At 39.2% G+C, this 20492-nt stretch carries 20 protein-coding genes; 17 read left to right on the top strand and 3 right to left on the bottom strand.

Features of this window, described 5'->3' with window-relative positions:
- The 14 genes from AC6R16_RS21440 to AC6R16_RS21505 all read left to right on the top strand — a co-directional run bounded on the left by AC6R16_RS21440 (position 1) and on the right by AC6R16_RS21505 (position 15354).
- Positions 1 to 945 carry a glycosyltransferase family 2 protein gene (locus tag AC6R16_RS21440; RefSeq protein ID WP_500675677.1) on the top strand — a complete coding sequence of 315 codons (945 nt, stop codon included), beginning with the start codon at positions 1 to 3 and terminating at the stop codon, positions 943 to 945.
- Positions 942 to 2198, top strand: coding sequence for an oligosaccharide flippase family protein (locus AC6R16_RS21445; RefSeq protein ID WP_500675678.1), 1257 nt, complete (start codon positions 942 to 944; stop codon positions 2196 to 2198). The genes AC6R16_RS21440 and AC6R16_RS21445 overlap by 4 nt, the downstream gene beginning before the upstream one ends.
- A complete protein-coding gene (locus tag AC6R16_RS21450) occupies positions 2188 to 2769 on the top strand; it encodes a hypothetical protein (protein ID WP_500675679.1) in 582 nt (193 codons plus the stop codon). The genes AC6R16_RS21445 and AC6R16_RS21450 overlap by 11 nt, the downstream gene beginning before the upstream one ends.
- Positions 2762 to 4171: a hypothetical protein gene (locus AC6R16_RS21455; protein ID WP_500675680.1), complete on the top strand. Its 1410-nt coding sequence runs from the start codon at positions 2762 to 2764 to the stop codon at positions 4169 to 4171. The genes AC6R16_RS21450 and AC6R16_RS21455 overlap by 8 nt, the downstream gene beginning before the upstream one ends.
- Positions 4172 to 4181: 10 nt before the next feature.
- The gene (locus tag AC6R16_RS21460; RefSeq protein WP_500675739.1) at positions 4182 to 5312 is read left to right on the top strand and encodes a glycosyltransferase; all 1131 of its coding nucleotides are present in this window, start codon (positions 4182 to 4184) and stop codon (positions 5310 to 5312) included.
- On the top strand, positions 5299 to 5883 hold the full coding sequence (locus AC6R16_RS21465; protein WP_500675681.1) for a WcaF family extracellular polysaccharide biosynthesis acetyltransferase: 585 nt from the start codon (positions 5299 to 5301) through the stop codon (positions 5881 to 5883). Before AC6R16_RS21460 ends, AC6R16_RS21465 begins: the two co-directional genes overlap by 14 nt.
- A gap of 131 nt (positions 5884 to 6014) precedes the next feature.
- Positions 6015 to 7133: a GDP-mannose 4,6-dehydratase gene (gene gmd, locus AC6R16_RS21470; RefSeq protein ID WP_500675682.1), complete on the top strand. Its 1119-nt coding sequence runs from the start codon at positions 6015 to 6017 to the stop codon at positions 7131 to 7133.
- A 5-nt stretch (positions 7134 to 7138) separates the two neighbouring features.
- On the top strand, positions 7139 to 8110 hold the full coding sequence (fcl, locus tag AC6R16_RS21475) for a GDP-L-fucose synthase (protein WP_500675683.1): 972 nt from the start codon (positions 7139 to 7141) through the stop codon (positions 8108 to 8110).
- A gap of 168 nt (positions 8111 to 8278) precedes the next feature.
- Entirely contained in the window at positions 8279 to 9703 is a 1425-nt protein-coding gene (locus AC6R16_RS21480) for a mannose-1-phosphate guanylyltransferase/mannose-6-phosphate isomerase (RefSeq protein ID WP_500675684.1), read from the top strand.
- 13 nt (positions 9704 to 9716) lie between these two features.
- Complete coding sequence (locus tag AC6R16_RS21485) at positions 9717 to 11093, top strand: phosphohexomutase domain-containing protein (protein WP_500675685.1); 1377 nt, start codon at positions 9717 to 9719, stop codon at positions 11091 to 11093.
- Positions 11094 to 11098: 5 nt separating this feature from the next.
- Positions 11099 to 11839, top strand: a complete 741-nt coding sequence (locus tag AC6R16_RS21490) for a glycosyltransferase family 2 protein (RefSeq protein ID WP_500675686.1) — start codon at positions 11099 to 11101, stop codon at positions 11837 to 11839.
- Positions 11836 to 12771: a UDP-glucose 4-epimerase family protein gene (locus AC6R16_RS21495; protein ID WP_500675687.1), complete on the top strand. Its 936-nt coding sequence runs from the start codon at positions 11836 to 11838 to the stop codon at positions 12769 to 12771. The genes AC6R16_RS21490 and AC6R16_RS21495 overlap by 4 nt, the downstream gene beginning before the upstream one ends.
- Before the next feature lie 24 nt (positions 12772 to 12795).
- The gene (locus tag AC6R16_RS21500) at positions 12796 to 13344 is read left to right on the top strand and encodes a sugar transferase (protein WP_500675688.1); all 549 of its coding nucleotides are present in this window, start codon (positions 12796 to 12798) and stop codon (positions 13342 to 13344) included.
- Positions 13345 to 13416: 72 nt separating this feature from the next.
- On the top strand, positions 13417 to 15354 hold the full coding sequence (locus AC6R16_RS21505) for a polysaccharide biosynthesis protein (protein ID WP_500675689.1): 1938 nt from the start codon (positions 13417 to 13419) through the stop codon (positions 15352 to 15354).
- A 59-nt stretch (positions 15355 to 15413) separates the two neighbouring features.
- Here the strand turns inward: AC6R16_RS21505 and pssA are convergent, their stop codons facing one another.
- From pssA to murB, 3 genes are all read right to left on the bottom strand, one after another.
- On the bottom strand, positions 15414 to 16754 hold the full coding sequence (pssA, locus tag AC6R16_RS21510) for a CDP-diacylglycerol--serine O-phosphatidyltransferase (RefSeq protein WP_500675690.1): 1341 nt from the start codon (positions 16752 to 16754) through the stop codon (positions 15414 to 15416).
- A gap of 109 nt (positions 16755 to 16863) precedes the next feature.
- On the bottom strand, positions 16864 to 17826 hold the full coding sequence (gene birA, locus AC6R16_RS21515) for a bifunctional biotin--[acetyl-CoA-carboxylase] ligase/biotin operon repressor BirA (protein WP_500675691.1): 963 nt from the start codon (positions 17824 to 17826) through the stop codon (positions 16864 to 16866).
- Positions 17823 to 18869, bottom strand: a complete 1047-nt coding sequence (gene murB, locus AC6R16_RS21520; RefSeq protein WP_500675692.1) for a UDP-N-acetylmuramate dehydrogenase — start codon at positions 18867 to 18869, stop codon at positions 17823 to 17825. The genes birA and murB overlap by 4 nt, the downstream gene beginning before the upstream one ends.
- Positions 18870 to 18937: 68 nt before the next feature.
- Between murB and AC6R16_RS21525 the strand changes: the two genes are divergently transcribed.
- From AC6R16_RS21525 to AC6R16_RS21535, 3 genes are all read left to right on the top strand, one after another.
- The gene (locus AC6R16_RS21525; protein ID WP_500675740.1) at positions 18938 to 19360 is read left to right on the top strand and encodes a GNAT family N-acetyltransferase; all 423 of its coding nucleotides are present in this window, start codon (positions 18938 to 18940) and stop codon (positions 19358 to 19360) included.
- A gap of 57 nt (positions 19361 to 19417) precedes the next feature.
- Positions 19418 to 20056: a helix-turn-helix transcriptional regulator gene (locus AC6R16_RS21530; protein WP_500675693.1), complete on the top strand. Its 639-nt coding sequence runs from the start codon at positions 19418 to 19420 to the stop codon at positions 20054 to 20056.
- A gap of 90 nt (positions 20057 to 20146) precedes the next feature.
- The gene (locus AC6R16_RS21535) at positions 20147 to 20482 is read left to right on the top strand and encodes a DUF3135 domain-containing protein (RefSeq protein ID WP_500675694.1); all 336 of its coding nucleotides are present in this window, start codon (positions 20147 to 20149) and stop codon (positions 20480 to 20482) included.
- Positions 20483 to 20492 lie beyond the last annotated feature (10 nt).

A 20492-nucleotide genomic window follows, 5' to 3' on the forward strand; every position in this document is an offset into this window, starting at 1 on the left:
GTGAAATTACTAGTAGCTATACCTTGTCTAAATGAAGAGAAAGCCCTTGCCACTGTTATTAATAACATTCCAGATAAAATTAATGGAATAGAAAAAATTCAAGTATTGGTGGTTGATGATGGCTCTCAAGATAATACCGTGAACGTCGCAAAAGATAATGGTGCTAAGGTTGTATCTCATATAGTTAACAAGGGAGTAGGTGTTGCCCTTCAATCTGCTTATACCTATGCCATCGATAATGACTTTGATGTAATGGTAAATATTGATGCAGATAACCAATTTGACGCGAATGATATACCAAAAATCATAGAGCCAATAGTTAACAAACAAGCGGACATGGTGACTGCCTCGAGATTTGTTGACGATAGCTATACTCCCTTAAATATGCCTCTAGTCAAAAAGTATGGCAACATTGCTATGTCAAAATTAATTAGTCACCTTTGTCGCAAAAATTTTCATGATGTTTCTTGTGGTTTTAGAGCCTATTCACGAGAAGTTCTTCTTAATCTCAACTTGCATGGAAAGTTTACTTATACTCAAGAAACCTTCTTAGATCTTACCTACAAAGAGTTTACTATTGTTGAAGTCCCTATAGTCGTAAAGTACTATCCAGACAGAGAATCTAGAGTAGCTGGTAGTATATTCAATTATATGCTTAGAACATCTAGTATAATATTCACAGTCTATAGAGATTACTACCCGATGCGTTTTTTTGGAATTTTCTCTTTGGTATTGCTGTTTATTTCTTTATCCTTTGGCGTCGTTTTTTTTGATCATTATATTAGTACAGGTCAATTTAGCGGTTATTTATTTGCTGGATATATTTCAGGTTTTTCTTTAATTATCTCATTAGCGCTGTTTTTGGTCGGTTTAGCGATGGGGATGTTGGTTAGAATAAGGGTTAACCAAGAACGAATATTACTAAATCTAAAGAAGAAACGATGAAGATTACAAAGAACAACATTTTTTTGAGTTACATCGGCTTTTTTACTTTAGGTGTCAGTGGTGTTTTGGTTAATATATTAATCACCACTGGGTATGGAATAGACACTCTGGGTAAGTTTAATTTCGCTTTGTCTATACTTATTATCTTTTCTCAGATTTCAGCCCTTGGTCTTCAGCATTCTGTTTTGAAACATCATTCGACGCTGATAGGTAACTATAAAGTGGCGTCTGTATCTTTGATGTCTGCCTTGGTATTGAGCTTTTTGTTTAGCTTAGTTTTTGTTTGTGTAATAGCATGTGTAATCTTCATTCTAGAAAAAAAATATACTTTTGCATTTCTCGATAGAACGATAATATTAGTTTTACCTGCGGTTATTTTTTTTGCTCTTAATAAGATAATTTTGATGTCTCTTAACGGGTTAAATAAAATAAAAGAGTATTCTTTTTTTAATTCAATGAGATATGTTGTTCTCTTGTCTCTAGTTTGTTTGTTCTTAATTTTTTCTTTTAATGTTAATTATTTGACAGTTGTATTGACACTAACTGAATTAATCTTGTTTTTGTTGTTAACTAGTTTCTCTTTTTCTCGTGTCTACTTATTCAAAGCTCCTGACGTCGCTTGGATGCGTCGTCACTTAAGTCATGGATTTCAAGGTATGTGGGGAGGGATTTTTTCTGAACTTAATACCAGAGTAGATGCCATAGCCATAGGCGTTCTTCTAGACTATAAAGCCGTTGGTGTGTATAGCTTCGCATCGATGATTGCCGAGGGGTTTCAGCAGGTTTATAACGTGCTGCGCAACAATGTCGATCCTCTAGTTGGCAGTTTTTTTCACAAAAGGGAAATATCTCAGATTGATAGCACAGTGTCTGATGTAAGAAGCAAATACATACCTTTTGTCTTACTATTGTTAGCATCTTCTGTTTTTATTTATAAGCCGGCTTTTATACATATATTTGGAATGGATCAAGATGTTATTGAAGATAGTTGGAAAGTTTATACAATGTTGATTGGTTTTCATGCATTGTCTAGTTGGTATCGCCCTTTTATTGGTATTATGAATCAAATAGGAAGGCCGGATATTTATTCGTGTGTGGTGATTGTTGGTGTTATAACTAATATAATTCTAAATATATATCTAATTAATGTTTGGGGTATCCTAGGAGCAGCATTTTCAACAGGCGCCGTCTTGTTTTTAGAAAGTTTTATATTGTTTATTTTATATAGAAAAATGGTCTTAAATGAAATCTGAATTTAACGACATTCTTTTACAGATACAAAATCCGTTTTACTTAATGCTACCATTTACTTTAGTAGCTGTTTTGTGTTTTTTATTTTTAAGTAATCGAAAGTTCATCTACTATACATTTTTTCTGTTTATCCTCATACAAGTTGGTTTAGTCTCTACATATAAGATATTAACCAACAATTATGATAGTCGAGATACCTCATCTATGGCTGGGTTGGCGGTAATTGATAATGAGTTCGTTGGTGGTTATTTTTCGAAAGGAAAGATCATGTCATTATTTTCGCTAGAATACTTTTCAGATAAAAATATCTATATTTCAAACTCCTTCCCTATCGACTCTAATGATTTTAAATATGTTAATATAAAAAGATTTTCTATAAATGAACAATACAACAACATTCTCACTGATTCTGAATATTATGCTCTAAAAGATAGTTTGATCAAAAGTGGCGGCTATTACTTTGAAGAAAAATTTTCTAATTATGAAAAGTCAAACTCGATATACTTTATGTCATATAAAAATTTTCGAATAATATTGAGTAGTTTTAGTTTAGAGGGGGTTCGGTATGATTAGCTCTACTTTTATACTGCTTCTTTACTTGAAGGGCTATTTTTTTAGCTTATATTTTGCTCCTAAGTTGGACAAGAAATATATACACCTTACATCACTCGCTGTAGGAAGTTTGTTGTATGCTCTTATCTTTTCACTTATCTTATCATTTTATCGTGGTGGCAACTTAGTTTATTGTAGTTTGTTGTCTTCTTTTGTTTTAACTTTATATTTTGCTTACTTTACTGTTTCAAAAGTAGACATCAAAATGCTTGTCTCTTCGATTGTTTTTATACTGTCCTCTCTTTGGGTTTTATCTAAGGCAAACATTATTATTATGTCAGCCGATTCTTTTTGGATCGTCCATTTCAGCAAAAATTTAGCAAACGGCGATTTTGAATTTGGTAGCGTAGTATTAAGTATGTGGGGAGTGTTTCTAGCCTCTATTCACAGCGTCACATTAATTAGTGATGATTATATACTTTCAGATTATCATCAAATTATATCTATAAACTTAGTCGCGTTTTTTGTGTATAGCTTGCATAGTTTTTATAAGGCTTTTGGTTTTTTTGAAAACAAAAGAAAACTATTTATACTCTCCACAGTATCCTTGTTGGCTGCTTCCAATTTATTTATCTATCATTTCTTCGTTGTACATACAGCGATGATCAGTGCCTTGTTTTTTTTGATATTTGTTGTTTCCTGGATAAACTACGACCTTTATAAAGATAAAACATACATTTTGTATTCTTTTATAGCTATTATGGCTATAGGGTTGTTGAGAATTGAAACTCCAATTGTCGGCTTTTTCTTGCTTTGTGCTATGTGTTCTTCCTGTAGATTATCATGGAGAGACTCTAGAGCATACTTGCTTACCTACTGCTTCATCTTCTTGTTTTGGTACTCAAGATTATATTTCTATATTCCTGAAGAGCATGACTTACTCGAACCGAAGCACATACTCATGGTTATAGCTTTTTTCGCAATCAGCTCGCTACTAGCTTACTCGCTTCGTTTCAACTTGATTAATAAGCTATTTAGTAATTTTTCGCAGCTCATCCTTATTCTATTGGTTGTTATGTGTTTAATCATGATCATAGTGATGCCAGGGCATATGTTATTATCTCTACTTCATATTATTCAAAATCTGCTAATTTCTGGCGGTTGGGGAATTACATGGGTTTATGCACTCGCTTTAACTTTTTATCTCATGTTTAATACCAAACCTATTAAACAGTTCCTACCTATATTGATTACCAGTGGTATTTTTTTGCTTTTCGTCTATTTAGTTGTAGCTACAAGAATACCATATAGACTGGGGCCAGGTGATAGTGCGAATAGAATGATTGTCCATGTTTATCCGTTGTTGGTAATGTATCTAGCATTCTGGTTGATGCAACTCTTTCAAAAGGAGCGACACAATTAAAATCATACATATAGTTGAAAACCTCGATGTAAGTTTTGGTGGTCCCGCTAGGTCTGTTCCAACTCTAGTTCATTACTTGAATAAAACTGGTATTGAAAATGTTATTTTCACAGTTCAGTGTTCTGGTGAAGAGACAAACTCAGTTCTCGAGTCATATACAGATTTGAAGGTTGTTAAGGTAGCACTCACCGGACCCAGAAAAATCAAGTATGCACGTGGCTTAGTGTCTGCAATAGAAAAGGAGCTAGATTCTTCATGCCTAATTCATGTGCATACTATTTGGACTTATCCAAGCTATGTTGGCTACCGCTTATCTCAGAAGTATGAATTGCCTCTAGTCGTTTCTCTCCGAGGAACAATGTATCCTTGGGCGTTGAAACAAAGTCGCATAGTTAAAAGGCTGGCTCTCACCATGTTCCAAAGAAAAATGTTGGAGAGTGCCGCTCTTGTTCACATTACTGAGCAAGGTGAACTAGATGCTTTGAACGACATTGGTATCTGTGCTCAAACAGCTTTAGTCCCAAATGGGGTGGATATGCCTTGTTTTGAACGGCTCGATACGGAACTTTTAAATAACTTTGGTTATCAGGAATCTAAGACTTATATTCTTTTTTTAAGTCGAATCGTGCACAACAAGGGTTTACATTATGCTATGCAGGCAATGAATGAAGTTCAGTCTCAATATCCTGAGGCGGAACTACTAATTGTTGGGGGTGGCGAAGATGAGGATTATATTTCAAGTCTAACGTATGATTGTAAGTCACATTGGTTCGGGCAGCTTGATGGTCTTCAAAAACACACGATATTCTCAATTGCATCATTGTTTATTTTACCTACTAGAACTGAAAATTTCGGGATGGCAATAGCTGAAGCCTTGACATACGGTTTGCCTGTAATCACAACGAAAGGCACCCCTTGGAGCATCCTCAACCAAAAGAAAGCTGGTTGGTGGGTAGAACTGACTCAAGAGAATATCACATCCGCAGTTAGAGAAGCGCTATCGGATAGTCATGAATCGCATCAAATTAAATCGGATAATGCGAGAGAGATTATTAAAGATTTCTCTTGGGAAGATCAAGCAGCTAAAATGTTAGTCAATTATCGAATACTTATGGATGCAAAAGCTCATGAATCAAGTTGAATTGGGAAAGTATAAAAATACTGAGTATTCGCCGGGGAGTATAGCTAAAAGAACTATTTGGTATCTTGTTAATGCATTGGTGTTTAACACTGCATTACCATTTTCATCTAAGGCTAAATGTCAGGTATTGAGGTTGTTTGGAGCCAAGGTAGGAAAGGGAGTTGTTCTCAAACCACGAGTTACTATCAAATACCCTTGGTTTTTGACCCTCGGAGACTTTACTTGGGTTGGAGAAGGCGTCTGGATTGACAATCTGTCAAAGGTTTCTATTGGAAGTAATGTATGCCTCTCTCAAGGGGTATATATCTTGACTGGCAGTCACAATTACAAGTTGACGAGTTTCGATTTAATCGTTAGCGATGTGCATATCGAAAGTGGTGTGTGGATAGGGACTAAAGCTATTGTTTGTCCTGGTGTCACTTGTCATAGTCATAGTGTTCTAACTGCTGGTAGTGTGGCAACTACAGATTTAGAAATCTTCAGTATTTATCAGGGAAATCCTGCAGTATTCAAGAGAGATAGAGTAATACGAAAAGGGGCTGGCAACCAAGAGGCTCATGAAGACAATTAAAGTCTACATTTAGGAGGGGCTCTCGATTTTGATCAGTCGGATCAATTGAATTATAATCGGTTTTAGTTTTGAAGGACAACGTCTGTGGTAGATGATTTGTCTTACGTATAGTGATTTATAAAGAGATTTGTATGAGAAAAGCGTTAATTACAGGTGTTACTGGGCAGGATGGTTCATATTTAGCTGAACTTTTGCTTGAAAAAGGATACGAAGTTCATGGAATCAAACGACGCTCTTCTTCTTTTAATACGGAGCGTGTCGACCATATTTACCAAGACAGACATGAAGAAAGCCCAAACTTTTTCCTTCACTACGGAGACCTAACTGACACTTCCAACTTAACGCGTATTTTGAAAGAAGTGCAACCTGATGAAGTGTACAATTTAGGCGCTCAATCGCATGTTGCAGTCTCTTTCGAGTGTCCAGAATATACGGCTGATGTAGATGCTATTGGGACGCTTCGTTTGCTAGAAGCGATTCGTTTTTTAGGTTTGGAAAAGAAAACGAAATTCTATCAAGCTTCGACTTCCGAATTATATGGTGAAGTACAGGAAATTCCTCAACGTGAAACTACTCCTTTTCACCCTAGGTCACCTTATGCTGTTGCCAAGATGTACGCATACTGGATAGTGGTAAACTATCGAGAGTCGTACGGCATGTATGCTTGCAACGGAATTTTATTTAACCACGAATCTCCTCGACGAGGTGAAACGTTTGTAACTAGAAAAATCACTCGAGCGATTGCTAACATATCGCAAGGACTAGAAAAATGTCTGTATCTTGGTAACTTAGATGCTCTTAGGGACTGGGGACATGCAAGAGATTATGTTCGAATGCAATGGATGATGTTACAGCAAGAAACTGCGGAAGATTTTGTTATAGCTACTGGTAAACAGATCTCTGTTCGAGATTTTGTGCGTATGGCAGCTAAAGAATTGGGTATTGAACTCGAGTTTTCGGGAGAAGGTATAGATGAGGTTGCTACAGTTAAGTCCATAGAAGGTGAAAAAGCCAAGGCTTTAAAAGTTGGTGATGTTGTCGTTCGTGTTGACCCTAGGTATTTCCGTCCAGCTGAAGTGGAGACGTTGCTAGGAGATCCAGCTAAGGCAAAACTTAAACTAGGGTGGGAACCTGAGATAACTGTAGAAGAAATGTGCGTAGAGATGGTTCGTCATGATTTCGAAAAAGCTAAACAGCATGCTCTTTTAAAGGACAATGGGTTTGATGTATCAATATCGTTAGAGAATTAACTATTATGTCAACTTCATTAAAGAGGGTATTCATTGCTGGTCACAACGGAATGGTTGGTTCGGCGATAGTCAGACAGCTATCAAAAAGGCAAGACGTAAAAATTGTCACTCGTTCTAGAGGTGAGTTAGATCTTTTGAATTATTCTGCTGTGGAAGAGTTTTTCAACAAAAATGATATTGACCAGGTATATTTAGCCGCCGCGAAAGTTGGTGGTATCGTAGCTAATAATACTTACCCTGCTGAGTTTTTATACCAAAATATAACAATTCAGAACAATATCATTCATTCTGCCCATTTAGCCGGGGTAGACGATTTACTCTTCTTAGGCTCATCCTGTATCTACCCTAAGTTGGCAAAGCAGCCTATGGCTGAGGAAGCTTTGCTAACAGGGAGATTAGAATCAACAAACGAGCCATATGCAATCGCTAAGATAGCGGGTATTAAAATGTGTGAGTCGTATAATCGTCAGTATGGTCGAAACTATCGCTCAGTTATGCCTACTAACTTGTATGGTGAGAATGATAACTTTCACCCTGAAAACTCCCATGTTATTCCTGCATTGATTCGACGCTTTCATGAAGCTAAGTTAGCTGGGCAGCCTAAGGTTATTGCATGGGGGACTGGCTCGCCTAAACGAGAGTTCTTACATGTTGATGATATGGCGTCTGCATGTATTCATGTAATGGAACTGCCTGAAAGTTTATATCGAGAGAATAGCCAGCCAATGGTTAGTCATATCAATGTTGGTTCGGGAATTGATTGCACTATCAAGGAATTAGTTAGAACCGTTGCAAGAACTGTTGGATTTGAAGGTAAGATTGAGTTTGATACTTCTAAACCAGACGGAACACCTAGAAAGCTAATGGACACCTCTAGGCTATCAGCGCTTGGCTGGAACTCTTCTATAAGTTTAGAAGAAGGGCTGCGGAGAACTTATGATTGGTATTTGAAAAATCAGAATATGATCAGGTTATAAGCTCCAATAATATTATTTAGCTAGTGTTGAAAGATTGCAGTTTAACTGGAATATGTTCCTAAGATATCAATTAATATTTCTTACCTTATTGAACATTTTTAGTGCATATATTTTTATAACTAATATCTTTTAGTTTTATTTATGATATCGAAAAATAGTGATATTTAAATGATTTATCCAATAATTATGGCAGGTGGAAATGGTAGTAGACTATGGCCCTTGTCTCGTGAATTATATCCGAAGCAATTTTTAACAATCAAAAATGAATTGTCGATGTTACAACAAACACTCCATCGCCTTTCTAATATTGAACATATACCTCCAATGCTAGTTTGCAATGAAGAACACCGTTTCATTGCCGCAGAGCAAGTTCGACTTGGGGGAGGGACTCATTCGGGAATAATTTTAGAACCCGTGGGTCGGAATACAGCCCCTGCAATCGCTTTAGCTGCACTAAGAGCACTAAAAAACAGTGAAGTTGATGATCCTATTTTGCTAATTCTTGCTGCAGACCACCTAATTGAAGATGTCGAAAATTTTGAAAGTGCTATCAATAGCGCTATGGAATTTGCAAAAAGTAAACAACTGGTCACTTTTGGTATTGTACCGACAGCTCCCGAAACAGGATATGGCTATATCAAAGCCGGTAAGAAGTTAGAAGGTGATAGTTTAGGCTTTAGTGTTGATTGTTTTGTAGAGAAACCTAATTTAGCGACGGCAACATCCTATTTAGAATCTAAAGATTTTTTTTGGAATAGCGGGATGTTTATGTTTCGAGCTTCTGTCTACTTATCCGAGCTGAAGAAATATCGGCCTGAAATAATAGAGGCTTGTGAAGAAGCTCTTGCAATGTCTACTTCTGATATGGATTTTGTGCGAGTTGATCGATCTGCATTTGAACGTTGTCCTGATGATTCAATTGACTATGCAGTAATGGAGAAGACTCAGCATGCAACCGTAGTGCCTATGGATGCGGGGTGGAGTGATATTGGATCATGGTCTGCATTATGGGATGTTTCGGATAAAAATGACGATAATAATGTTTGTATTGGTGATATTATTTCTGTCGATTCAAGTAATAATTACTTGCACTCCACTAATAAACTGGTAGCAACATTAGGTGTAGAAAATCTAATTGTTGTTGAAACTAAAGATGCGGTTCTAGTAGCAGATAAGTCACAAGTGCAGCACGTAAAATCTATAGTGGGTAAGTTGAAAACAAATAACAGGAATGAGTATTTAGTTCATCGAGAAGTCTATAGACCTTGGGGTAAATATGATTCAATTGACTTTGGAGAGCGAGACCAAGTAAAGCGAATTACCGTGAAGCCAGGTGAGAAACTATCTATTCAGATGCACCATCACCGCTCAGAGCACTGGATTGTTGTCTCAGGGACTGCAAAAGTGACTAATGGCGAAAGTACTTTTTTAGTTACTGAAGATCAATCTACATATATACCCTTAGGGACAATACACGCACTTGAAAATCCAGGTAAAATCCCACTTGAAATGATTGAAGTTCAGACTGGTAGCTATTTAGGTGAGGACGATATCGTTCGCTTCGAAGATCGCTACGGGCGTATAGAGGATTGATAAGGCAACTGATATGAATAAACTCACCTGTTTTAAAGCATATGACATTCGAGGCAGATTAGGTGAAGAGCTAAATGTTGATATTGCTTATCGAATAGGTCGTGCGTTCGGGATTTTCCTTTCTCCAGAAGGCGACTTAAGCAAAACTGTAACGGTTGGTGGTGATGTTCGCCTCACTTCTGACGAATTAAAGATGTCACTGGCTAATGGCTTAATGGATTCAGGTGTCAATGTTATTGATATTGGATTATCCGGGACGGAGGAAGTCTATTTCGCCACGGTGCACTTAGGCGCTGATGGTGGAGTTGAAGTTACAGCTAGCCATAACCCTATCGACTATAATGGTATGAAGTTAGTGCGAGAAGGTTCCAAACCTATAAGTGGTGATTCTGGTTTACGAGAAATCCAAAAGTTGGCCGAGTTAAACCAGTTCCCAGCAGTAGGCTCTCGAGGTCAATTACGAAAAAGATCGAATCTAGTAGATTATGTCGATCACCTTATGACGTACATAACACCAAGCAACATCAAACCCATGAAAATTGTGGTTAATGCTGGTAATGGTGCAGCAGGTCATGTAGTCGATGAAATAGAATCTCGTTTTAAATCCCTTGGCACCCCTATTGATTTTATCAAGATTCATCATGAACCGGATGGCAATTTTCCCAATGGTATACCGAACCCGTTGTTACCAGAAAATAGAAATGATACTGCGCAGGCTATAATTGACTATAAAGCTGATATGGGAATTGCTTGGGATGGTGATTTTGATAGGTGCTTTATTTTTGATGAAAACGGGGTTTTCATTGAAGGTTATTATATAGTTGGATTGCTTGCTGAGGCATTTCTTCAAAAACATAAAGGTGCAAAAATAATACATGACCCGCGTTTAACATGGAATACCATAGATATCGTAAGAGCAAACAATGGGTCGCCTATTATTTCAAAAACTGGGCATGCTTTTATTAAAGAAAAGATGCGCGAAGAAGATGCTGTTTATGGTGGAGAAATGAGTGCACATCATTATTTCCGTGACTTTTCTTATTGTGATTCGGGAATGATTCCATGGTTGCTGATAACAGAGCTTTTATCCGTTAAGTGCTCAAGATTGTCTGAGACAGTGAAAGATAGAATGTTGAAGTATCCTTCACCGGGTGAAATAAATAGAAAAGTAGCAAATTCACAATCTGTTATTGATAAGGTCTTGAAGCATTATTCTTCTTATGCCAAAGAAATCGACTACACTGATGGTATAAGTTTAGATATGGGGGAGTGGCGGTTCAATCTTCGAAGTTCCAACACAGAGCCATTGATAAGGCTAAACTTGGAAACTAAGGGAGACTTAACTTTAATGAACTTAGAAGTTGAAAATCTTCTTAGCCTTATAAATTGAGTATCATGAAAGTAACGATAATTACAGTTTGCTTTAACTCAGCACGAACCATAGAAGATACTATTAGGTCTGTATCTGAGCAAAACTATAACAATATTGAGTATATTGTGGTTGATGGAGGGTCTTCAGATGAGACTAATGCCATTGTAAAACGATATGCATCTAAAGTATCAAAACACATCATTGAAAAGGATGATGGTTTATATGATGCAATGAATAAAGGCATTGCGGCCTCTACTGGTGACCTTGTTGGAATTTTAAACTCGGATGATGTTTTTATTAACGATGATGTAATAGGGAGTATTGTAGAAAATATAGGAAGCTTCGATGGCATATATGGGGATGTGGGTTTTTATGATGAAGGCCTGTTGAATAAGAAAAGACACTATTCTTCTGCAAAATTTATTAAGGAAAAATTTTCGCGAGGCTTTATGCCCGCTCATCCATCATTTTATATTACTAGGCGTATGTTGGATAAAGTGGGTGACTATAATATTAGTTATAAAATCGCAGCAGACTTTGATTTTTTATTGCGTGCCTTTTATATACCAAACAGTAAGTATAAGTATTTGGAAAAAGAGATTGTCAAAATGAGACTAGGTGGGCTAAGTACATCGGGTTTAAAGGCGAATTATCTCTTGAACAAAGAAATTATTGAATCCTGCCAATGTAATGGAATTACATGCTCTTGGTTTGGTATTTTGTCCAAGTACCCTGAAAAATTTTTAGGGTATATTTTAAAATGATTTTGGTTACAGGTTCAAATGGCTTTTTGGGTTCTTGTTTGGTAAGCAGTCACCCAGAACTTAACTTACGTCTAATTAGTCGAAATAAAAATAAACACCCTAGTTATGATTTTTTCAACCAGTCTATTGATAGCAAAAGCGACTATTCAAAGGCTCTTGAAGGAGTTGATGTCATTGTACATTGCGCTGCACGTGTACATGTTATGAAAGATAGTTCCGAAAAAGCATTGGAAGAATACCGAGAAGTAAATACTTTTGGAACACTAAATCTAGCTAAGCAAGCTGCAGCAAAGAGGGTCAAGCGTTTTATTTTTATTAGCTCAGTTAAGGTAAACGGAGAATCTACTTCTGGGAAAGGTCCCTTTACTGAAGCAGACGAACGTTCGCCAAGAGACTTTTATGGTCAGTCAAAGTCTGAAGCAGAAGAGTTGCTGTTACAACTAAGTAGTAAAACTGGACTAGAGGTCGTAATTATTCGCCCCCCTCTTATTTATGGGCCTGGTGTTAAGGCAAACTTTGCTTCACTAATGAACTTAGTTTCGAAAGGCTATCCTTTGCCTTTTTCTGCTATATCCAATAATAAGCGCAGTTTAGTATCTATTGTAAACTTAGTTGATTTAATAGTTACGTGTGTTGAACACCCCAAGGCAGCTAATCAAGTCTTTTTGGTTTCTGACGATCATGACTTGTCGACTAGTGATATGATTGAACGTATGTCTACCGCTTTGAAGATAAAATGTTTTCAGTTCCCCGTGCCTGTATGGCTATATCAGATTATTGGTAAGTTTTTGGGCAAAAGTGAAGTGGTAGAGCGTTTAGTTGGTTCTTTAAGTGTTGATATATCGCATACAAAGAAAACGTTAGATTGGGCGCCTCCTCAAAGTATCGAACAAGGGTTTGAGCTCGCTGCAAAGGGTTTTTCAAGAAAATAGAAACTAACACTAGGTTGTATTCACATGATTCAAGTTTTAGATAGATTCATCGCTTTCTTCGGACTCCTGTTTTTGTGGCCGTTACTGATGGTGGTTGTCATTTTCGGCCTCTTCGATACTGGTTCTCCTATCTTTGTACAGGAACGACTTGGTCGAGATAAAAAAACATTTAAGCTCATTAAGTTTCGCACTATGGGCTTAGAAACTAAATCCGTTGCTAGTCATTTAGCTGACAAGTCGTCAATTACGAAATTTGGCTCTTTGCTTCGCAGGACTAAAATCGATGAGCTACCGCAGCTGATTAACGTGTTAAAAGGTGATATGAGTTTGGTTGGACCTCGGCCTAATTTAGTTAATCAAGAAATAGTTATTTCTGAGAGAGAAGCTCTGGATGTGTATTCTGTATTGCCAGGTGTCACTGGCTTAGCTCAAGTAAAGAACATAGATATGTCTTCTCCTCGCCTACTTGCGGAAACTGATCGGAAGATGATAGATACCCTAACGGTTAAAGAGTATTTTAAATACATTCTAATGACAATTAATGGGAGTGGGCGAGGTGATGCAGTTAGATAGTAGTCGTATCCTAGTATTTGAAGTATTTTTTCCAATGATGCTGACGCTGGTTATTTAAGAGTAGGTGATTTCATGTTTAAGTTAGATTTGATTTGGAACTTACCTCGATTTTATAAACGCCTGATCAGCATCAGTATTGATGTTTTCTTTATTTTTGCTTCGTTTTATGCCGCTTACTGGACGAGAATCGGTCATATCAAGCCATTGGACGATATGTTAACCAAGTATGTACTAGCAGGCACCCTTGTAATTACGATTTTTTCATTTACGAAGCTCGGTCTTTATAGAGCAATTCTTCGCTACTTAACTTTTCACGCTTTAGCTGTTGTTAGTCTCGGGACTGCAATATCAGCAGCTTCTGTTGCTATACTTGCTTTTTACTTTGATGCTTCTGTTCCTCGATCTGTTCCTATAATATACGGAGCATTTCTGTGTTTGCTATGCGGTGGAACTCGTTTAGTCGTTAGGGTTTTAGTTTCACAAGCCAACGATAAAGGCATGAAAAGGGTGCTGATATACGGAGCAGGGGCTGCTGGAAGGCAGTTAGCACTTGCTTTACGTTCTTCGGAGACTCATAAAGTTGTTGGTTTTATTGATGAAGATAAAACTTTATACAATACGATTATTATGGGTCTTAAAGTTAAGGGGATTAGCCGCGCGGAAAGGCTTATAGAGAAACACTCAGTTAGCCAAATCTTACTTGCTGTTCCCAGTGCTTCTAGGGCTCGCCGTAAAGAGATACTAGACTCTTTAGTTCATCTTTCTGCTGAAGTTCTCACTGTTCCAGACATGAAAGATATTGTCGATGGAAAAGCTCAAATTGATGAGTTGAAAGACGTTGCAATTGAAGACTTGCTTGGACGTGATTCTGTCGAACCGCAACAGGCTTTAATGGAAGCAAATATCAAAAGCAAGGTGGTCATGGTCACTGGGGCTGGTGGGTCGATTGGCTCAGAGCTTTGTCGCCAAATAGTTCGACAGAAACCGAAGGCTCTGGTCCTATTTGAACTTTCTGAGTTCGGCTTGTACCAAATCGATCGAGAATTATCGAACTTGGTTGAAGCTGAGAGTTTGAATGTGGACATTGTTCCACTACTTGGTTCTGTACAACGCATAAATCGACTCGCTACAACTATGAAGAGTTTTGGTGTGCAAACGGTTTACCATGCTGCTGCATACAAACATGTGCCTTTAGTTGAGTATAATGTTGTTGAGGGTGTTCGCAATAATGTCTTCGGGACTTATTACACTGCGAAAGCGGCAATTGAAGCTCAAGTTGAATCGTTTGTTTTGATTTCGACGGATAAAGCTGTGCGACCCACCAATGTTATGGGTACGACTAAACGTATGGCAGAGCTAGGCCTTCAGGCGTTAGCAGAACAGGAAAATGCTAGAGAGATTGGGACCCGCTTTTGTATGGTTCGATTCGGTAATGTTTTAGGCTCTTCTGGTTCGGTTATCCCTTTGTTCAAAAAGCAGATCGCAAGTGGAGGCCCTATTACAGTAACTCACCCAGATATCATTCGTTATTTCATGACAATCCCTGAAGCAGCACAACTTGTGATTCAGGCCGGAGCTATGGGTAAAGGTGGTGATGTATTCGTACTAGATATGGGTGAACCTGTGAAAATCACCGATCTCGCGGTTAATTTGATTCAGTTGTCTGGATTAGAGCTGAAAGATGACAATAACCCATACGGTGATATTGCCATAGAGTTCTCTGGCCTACGTCCAGGTGAAAAGCTATTTGAAGAGTTGCTTATTGGGGATAATGTTGGTGAAACTGCTCACCCAAGGATTATGACAGCCAATGAACGTTTTCTTCCTTTGGATGAATATATAGAGGTTATTGATAACTTAGATAAGGCTTGTCATAACTTTGAGCATGATAAGATTAGAGAACTATTGCTTGAAGCGCCGACTGATTTTAATCCAACAGATGGTATTGGTGATCTAGTTTGGCAAAGGCTCCATGACACCAAAGACGAGAAAGTGGATATTATCCATTAGATAGAGAAAGAGCTCCAAATTTGGAGCTCTTTTCATATTCTTCTTTATTATCCTGAAATTTACAAAATCTGCTTCAGCACCCTATCTGCACTCACCCTAGTAATCTTACGCATCAGCTTCTGTACGGCATCAGGGTAATCTTCTGCTTTCTCTAACTGTCTGTAAGTACAAATGAACTGAGTATGCTGAAGAATATTCTCCACCTCTTTTTCAAATTGAGGTGTAAGGTGGTGGAAGTTATCTTGGATAAAGAGAGCGTTTTCCAAGTCCAAGCTCCATGCTCTCGGGTTTAGGTTATTACCCGTAATCAGCATGTAACGCTTGTCTACCCAAATGCCTTTTAGATGGAAGCTGTTTTCTTCATGCTTCCATAAGTGGATAGAAAGCTTGCGACTGGCGATATTGGCCTCATTCGACTTAGCAAACTGACGCAAATTACGTTCATAAAGGTAGGGTAGACCACCGATGGTTTTAAACTCTTCCTCAGGTGAGATATAAAAGTCATTCGCCGTTTTATCACCTACCACTATAGTCACTTTCACACCACGCTTTAGCGCTTTTTTTACTTCCTTAGCCACGCTGCGCGGGAAGTTGAAATAAGGTGTACAGATGAAGATCTCATCTTTGGCTTGTGCGAGTAACTGATTGATACCTTGATTAAGCTTATTACGTTTTTTACCCACGCCGACGATAGGCGTTACTGCAACCTGCTCTTGAGAGACTGCTTGTGACTCAAATTGATAAGAGGACTTGGCGAGCGAAGCCCTCAATTGACGAATCTGAGCTTTAATCTCTTTGGTCTCTGGCTTATTTGAGCAAGCCAGATTATTAACTGCAGGGTGATCGATCATCTCTTTCTGAACGAAGTTGACCATACTATCAGCTAGTGCTTTGTTATTGAGCACATGATAGCGGTCGAAACGATAACGTTCTTTGTAGTTGAGATAGATGTTGTTAAGGCTTGCACCACTGTAGATAATTTGGTCATCAATAATGAAGCCTTTTAAGTGCAAAACTCCGAATACTTCACGTCCACGAACCGGAACACCATAGATAGGAATTCTATGCTCGTAATTATCCGCAAAGCTCTTATACATAGAGGCGTTGGTTTCGCCCGGTTCCGCACCGATTAAGCCGCGCTGAGCACGATGCCAATCAACACATACATTGATTTCTAGACCAGGGTTGCGCTGTTTGGCTTCATAGAGTTCAGTTAAGATCTCTCTTCCTGCTTCATCATCCTCCAAATAAAGAGCAACCAGGTAGATTCGTTTACTTGCCTGACGAATCGCTTCTATTAAGCGAGTTCGAAAATCTTTAGCTGCATAAAGTGTCTCAAACTGAGCTGGATCTTGCGCCAAAGTAGGAAGTTGTTCGAATAAGTTCCTATTAGTCATCATGTTGGATGGGTTACCTTTACTTAAAGTGGACAAGGATATTAGCAAAATGTGCTAGCAGTTCCTAGCTACCAGATCCTAGTTCGACAATGCGAGTTGTAAAACCTGTGATTTACTGATTAGGACGAAGACTGATTTCACCACCGATAAAGGTTTCTAGGCCATTTTCGGTTTCTAATAGAACCGCGCCTTGTTCGTTGATGCCTCTGGCGATTCCGCTAATCTCCCTAGGTCCCATAAGCAGTTTTACTGAACGGTTGATAAAGTTATCCAAGCGATTCCATCTCTCGACAAAGCCTGCCATCCCATACAGTTCATAATCATCTAAAGCTTTTTGTAGGGTGGTTATCATGGTAATCGCCAGTTGGTTTCTATCAATCAGTTGATTATCTGCCACTTCATCTAGGCTAGCCCAGGGCTGGGTAATGCCTTCTGTTGCCTCTGACATCATCAAGTTGAGGCCCATCCCTATGACAAGGTTGGCCGCTGCACCAGCTTGGCCTGACATTTCGACCAGAATGCCTGCGAGCTTCTTGTCTTGATAATAGAGGTCATTTGGCCACTTTAGTTTTACCCCTGTCAGTCCCATTTCTTCGAGAGCTTCAACGATTGCCACACCAACCACTAGGCTTAATCCCATTGCGGCTGCCATACCTGCATCTAAACGCCAAAACATCGATAAGTATAGGTTTGAACCAAAAGGAGATATCCACTCGCGCCCACGGCGACCTCTACCTTTGGCTTGATATTCCGCAAGACACACTGACCCAGACACTAAGCTCTCGACTCTATCAAGTAGATATTGGTTGGTTGAGTCAATAATAGGTATCAGCTCTACTCGGTTCGTTAAATTATTTTGAAGTATCTCTTTGTCGAGCAACTGCATAGGCTTGGCGAGCTGGTAGCCCTTGCCCTGCACGCTAAACACATCGACTCCCCAAGCTTGGATGCCTTTAATATGCTTACTGATCGCGGCTCTGGATACGCCAAGCTTATCTCCTAGCTCTTCTCCGGAGTGAAATCCTCCTTGTGATAAAGCCTTCAAGATAGAAAGTTTTACGGAATGTTCTTTCATTGCTGGCTCTCTAATATTGTCGCTAAATTTGTTTCTGCATGAGAACCGATAAATCTCACTTCATGCTCTAACGCTATCTGATATCTTTCCAATACAGCTTGGCGTACTGTTGCTGCTAATTTGATCACATCGTTTGCGGTTGCATTGTCGGTATTCACCAGCACCAAAGCCTGTTTCGGGTGGACTTGAGCACCACCGATTTGATGGCCTTTTAATTGGCATCGATCTATTAGCCAGCCAGCGGCGACTTTTACGCCATCTTGTGTTGGGTACGCGGCAATATCGGGGAATTGTTTGCTCAAATTTTCGAACTGCTGGTTCGAGATAACCGGGTTTTTAAAGAAGCTCCCTGCATTGCCTAGTTTGGCAGGATCTGGCAGCTTTTCCATTCGGATTTGGCAAACTCGCTCAAACACCTGTTGCGCGGTGAGGGTTTCACTTTGAAGAGGTTGAAGCGGTCCATATTCGATATTCGCTGACCACTGCTTTGGGAGTTTCAAGCCAATCGCGACAACCATGACTTTCTCAAACAGCTCATGTTTAAAAATGGAGTCTCGATAGCCAAATTGACACTCTTCAGCACTCAAGCGCTTGGTATTGAAGGTTTCTAAGCAAAGTACGTCGACATATTCGCAGACATCTTTAAGCTCAACACCATAAGCGCCGATGTTTTGAATCGGAGCGCTGCCCGCACAGCCGGGGATGAGAGCGAGATTCTCTAATCCAAAGTAGCCTTGTTCAACACTCCACCTCACCAAGCTTGGCCAATCTTCACCGCCAGCGATATGCAGATGCCAATGCGTGTCGGTTTCACTGGCCGACTTTCCGAGCAATTTATTGACTACCACCACGCCTTGGTAGGGCTGGGTAAAGAAAACATTACTGCCTTTGCCCAAGATCAGTTTAGGAAGGCTTAACCACTCTTGTTTTTGATAGACATGTTTGATTTCTTCAACGGTGGCAACCTCAACTAGGTAAGAGCAGGTTTGCGAGATGGAAAAAGTGTGGGAGCGACTAAGATCTGCGTTAGCTAATATTTGCATCGGATTTATCGAGTAATCTAAACTGCCTGCATTCTACCCTAAATTGAAGTTTGGTGATAATGACCCCAATGCAGATTGAAACCTTAGACCCAATAAAACTCCCCCTTATCTCGCGTTTGTACAAAGCTCACTATCCTTCAGGCAAGGCGAAAAAGGATGAGCTGACAATTGTTGGTTCTATTGAGCAACAAATCGTCTCACTGGTTCGTTTTAGAAATATTGAGCAGTATCGTTTGTTAACAGGAATGCTAGTTTTACCAGAACATAGGGGAAGCGGATTAGGTCATCAGTTAATGGGCTACTGCGCTCAGCATGTTTTATCGGATCATGACTTCTGCTTTGCCTACGCACACCTAGAAACATTTTATGCTCAACATAACTTCAAGACGATTGATGCGAGTCAGTTACCTAACTCGCTAAAAGGGCTGTTTGAACGTTATAGCTTGAAGAAGCAGCTCGTAGCGATGAAGTACATCAAACCATCTCGGTAAAGCGTTTGCTTTATAAAGCTGATGCTCCATAATGTTTCAGTGATTGAGGGAGCAAGCATGAAAAGCGCCGACAAAATATTACAAACCATAAAAAGAGAAGGGGCTGTTACCGCGAAGCAGCTTGCCGACGCACTCGATATGACTACTATGGGGGCGCGTCAACACCTACAAACTCTTGAGAATGATGATTTACTCACCTTCGAAGACTTAAAAGTCAAAGTGGGAAGGCCTACGCGGCACTGGTCGCTGACAAAAAAAGGTCATGCACAATTTGCCGATCGTCACGGTGAGCTGACCATTCAAGTCATAGAAGCGGTCGAAAACCTGTTTGGTCAAGAGGGTTTGCAAAAAGTGGCGGATGAGCGAGAAGCGAAAACGTTAGCTTACTATCAAGAAGAACTCAGTCTTTGCTCCGACTCCTTTTCTAAGCTGAAAAGGCTAGTTGAATTGCGCCAACAAGAAGGCTACATGGCGGAGTTTGAAAAGGCAGATTGTGGTTACTTGTTGATTGAAAACCACTGTCCTATTTGTAAGGCTGCGACACGTTGTCCGAGCTTGTGTCACTCAGAATTATCCATTTTTCAGATTTTACTTGGTGACGAGTTATCTGTCGAACGCACAGAACATATCGTTGCTGGGCAGAGAAGATGTGTCTATCAAATTAAAGGCATACATCTTAGTGCGTCTCAAATCTGAAAAAGTAATTTTCAGGTTCACTAACTTCGTCTGGATCGCCTATCCTTAATTTGCGGTGTTGATAATTTAGTCATCACTAAGGGAGGCAGTATGAGTTCACCACTAATCAATCAAACCTTACCTTCTTTCGATGAGTTAATGGCACTGGCAGAAAATAATCCGGAAGGCTTTACTCAGCTAAAGCAGGATATGTGTAAAGAAATGATTCTTTCAGCTTCAGAAGAAATGCAAGACAGACTATGGGCTCAGCAAAGCCATATCGATCGTGTAGTAGGAAGCTGCAAAAACCCTAATCATGCCAACGTACTCCTCATGCGCGAGCTTGTTTCCCAAATGGTAAAATTTCAAGATGTGCTCGATGGTGATGTTAGCGAGATGGACTCTAAGCACAGTGCTCAGGTTATTCCCTTGGACGATTGGCGTTAACCATCAGCCG

Source organism: Vibrio sp. R10-SG3-ISO10 (assembly GCF_059834185.1).

Bases quoted from the DNA above. Each gene is read 5' to 3' on its own strand.
- fcl (WP_500675683.1), top strand. From the start codon at position 7,139: ATGTCAACTTCATTAAAGAGGGTATTCATTGCTGGTCACAACGGAATG.
- AC6R16_RS21490 (WP_500675686.1), top strand. From the start codon at position 11,099: ATGAAAGTAACGATAATTACAGTTTGCTTTAACTCAGCACGAACCATA.
- AC6R16_RS21500 (WP_500675688.1), top strand. From the start codon at position 12,796: ATGATTCAAGTTTTAGATAGATTCATCGCTTTCTTCGGACTCCTGTTT.
- AC6R16_RS21485 (WP_500675685.1), top strand. From the start codon at position 9,717: ATGAATAAACTCACCTGTTTTAAAGCATATGACATTCGAGGCAGATTA.
- AC6R16_RS21505 (WP_500675689.1), top strand. From the start codon at position 13,417: ATGTTTAAGTTAGATTTGATTTGGAACTTACCTCGATTTTATAAACGC.
- AC6R16_RS21455 (WP_500675680.1), top strand. From the start codon at position 2,762: ATGATTAGCTCTACTTTTATACTGCTTCTTTACTTGAAGGGCTATTTT.
- AC6R16_RS21495 (WP_500675687.1), top strand. From the start codon at position 11,836: ATGATTTTGGTTACAGGTTCAAATGGCTTTTTGGGTTCTTGTTTGGTA.
- gmd (WP_500675682.1), top strand. From the start codon at position 6,015: ATGAGAAAAGCGTTAATTACAGGTGTTACTGGGCAGGATGGTTCATAT.
- murB (WP_500675692.1), bottom strand. From the start codon at position 18,869: ATGCAAATATTAGCTAACGCAGATCTTAGTCGCTCCCACACTTTTTCC.
- AC6R16_RS21525 (WP_500675740.1), top strand. From the start codon at position 18,938: ATGCAGATTGAAACCTTAGACCCAATAAAACTCCCCCTTATCTCGCGT.
- birA (WP_500675691.1), bottom strand. From the start codon at position 17,826: ATGAAAGAACATTCCGTAAAACTTTCTATCTTGAAGGCTTTATCACAA.
- AC6R16_RS21480 (WP_500675684.1), top strand. From the start codon at position 8,279: ATGATTTATCCAATAATTATGGCAGGTGGAAATGGTAGTAGACTATGG.
- AC6R16_RS21530 (WP_500675693.1), top strand. From the start codon at position 19,418: ATGAAAAGCGCCGACAAAATATTACAAACCATAAAAAGAGAAGGGGCT.
- AC6R16_RS21445 (WP_500675678.1), top strand. From the start codon at position 942: ATGAAGATTACAAAGAACAACATTTTTTTGAGTTACATCGGCTTTTTT.
- AC6R16_RS21535 (WP_500675694.1), top strand. From the start codon at position 20,147: ATGAGTTCACCACTAATCAATCAAACCTTACCTTCTTTCGATGAGTTA.
- AC6R16_RS21450 (WP_500675679.1), top strand. From the start codon at position 2,188: ATGAAATCTGAATTTAACGACATTCTTTTACAGATACAAAATCCGTTT.
- pssA (WP_500675690.1), bottom strand. From the start codon at position 16,754: ATGATGACTAATAGGAACTTATTCGAACAACTTCCTACTTTGGCGCAA.
- AC6R16_RS21465 (WP_500675681.1), top strand. From the start codon at position 5,299: ATGAATCAAGTTGAATTGGGAAAGTATAAAAATACTGAGTATTCGCCG.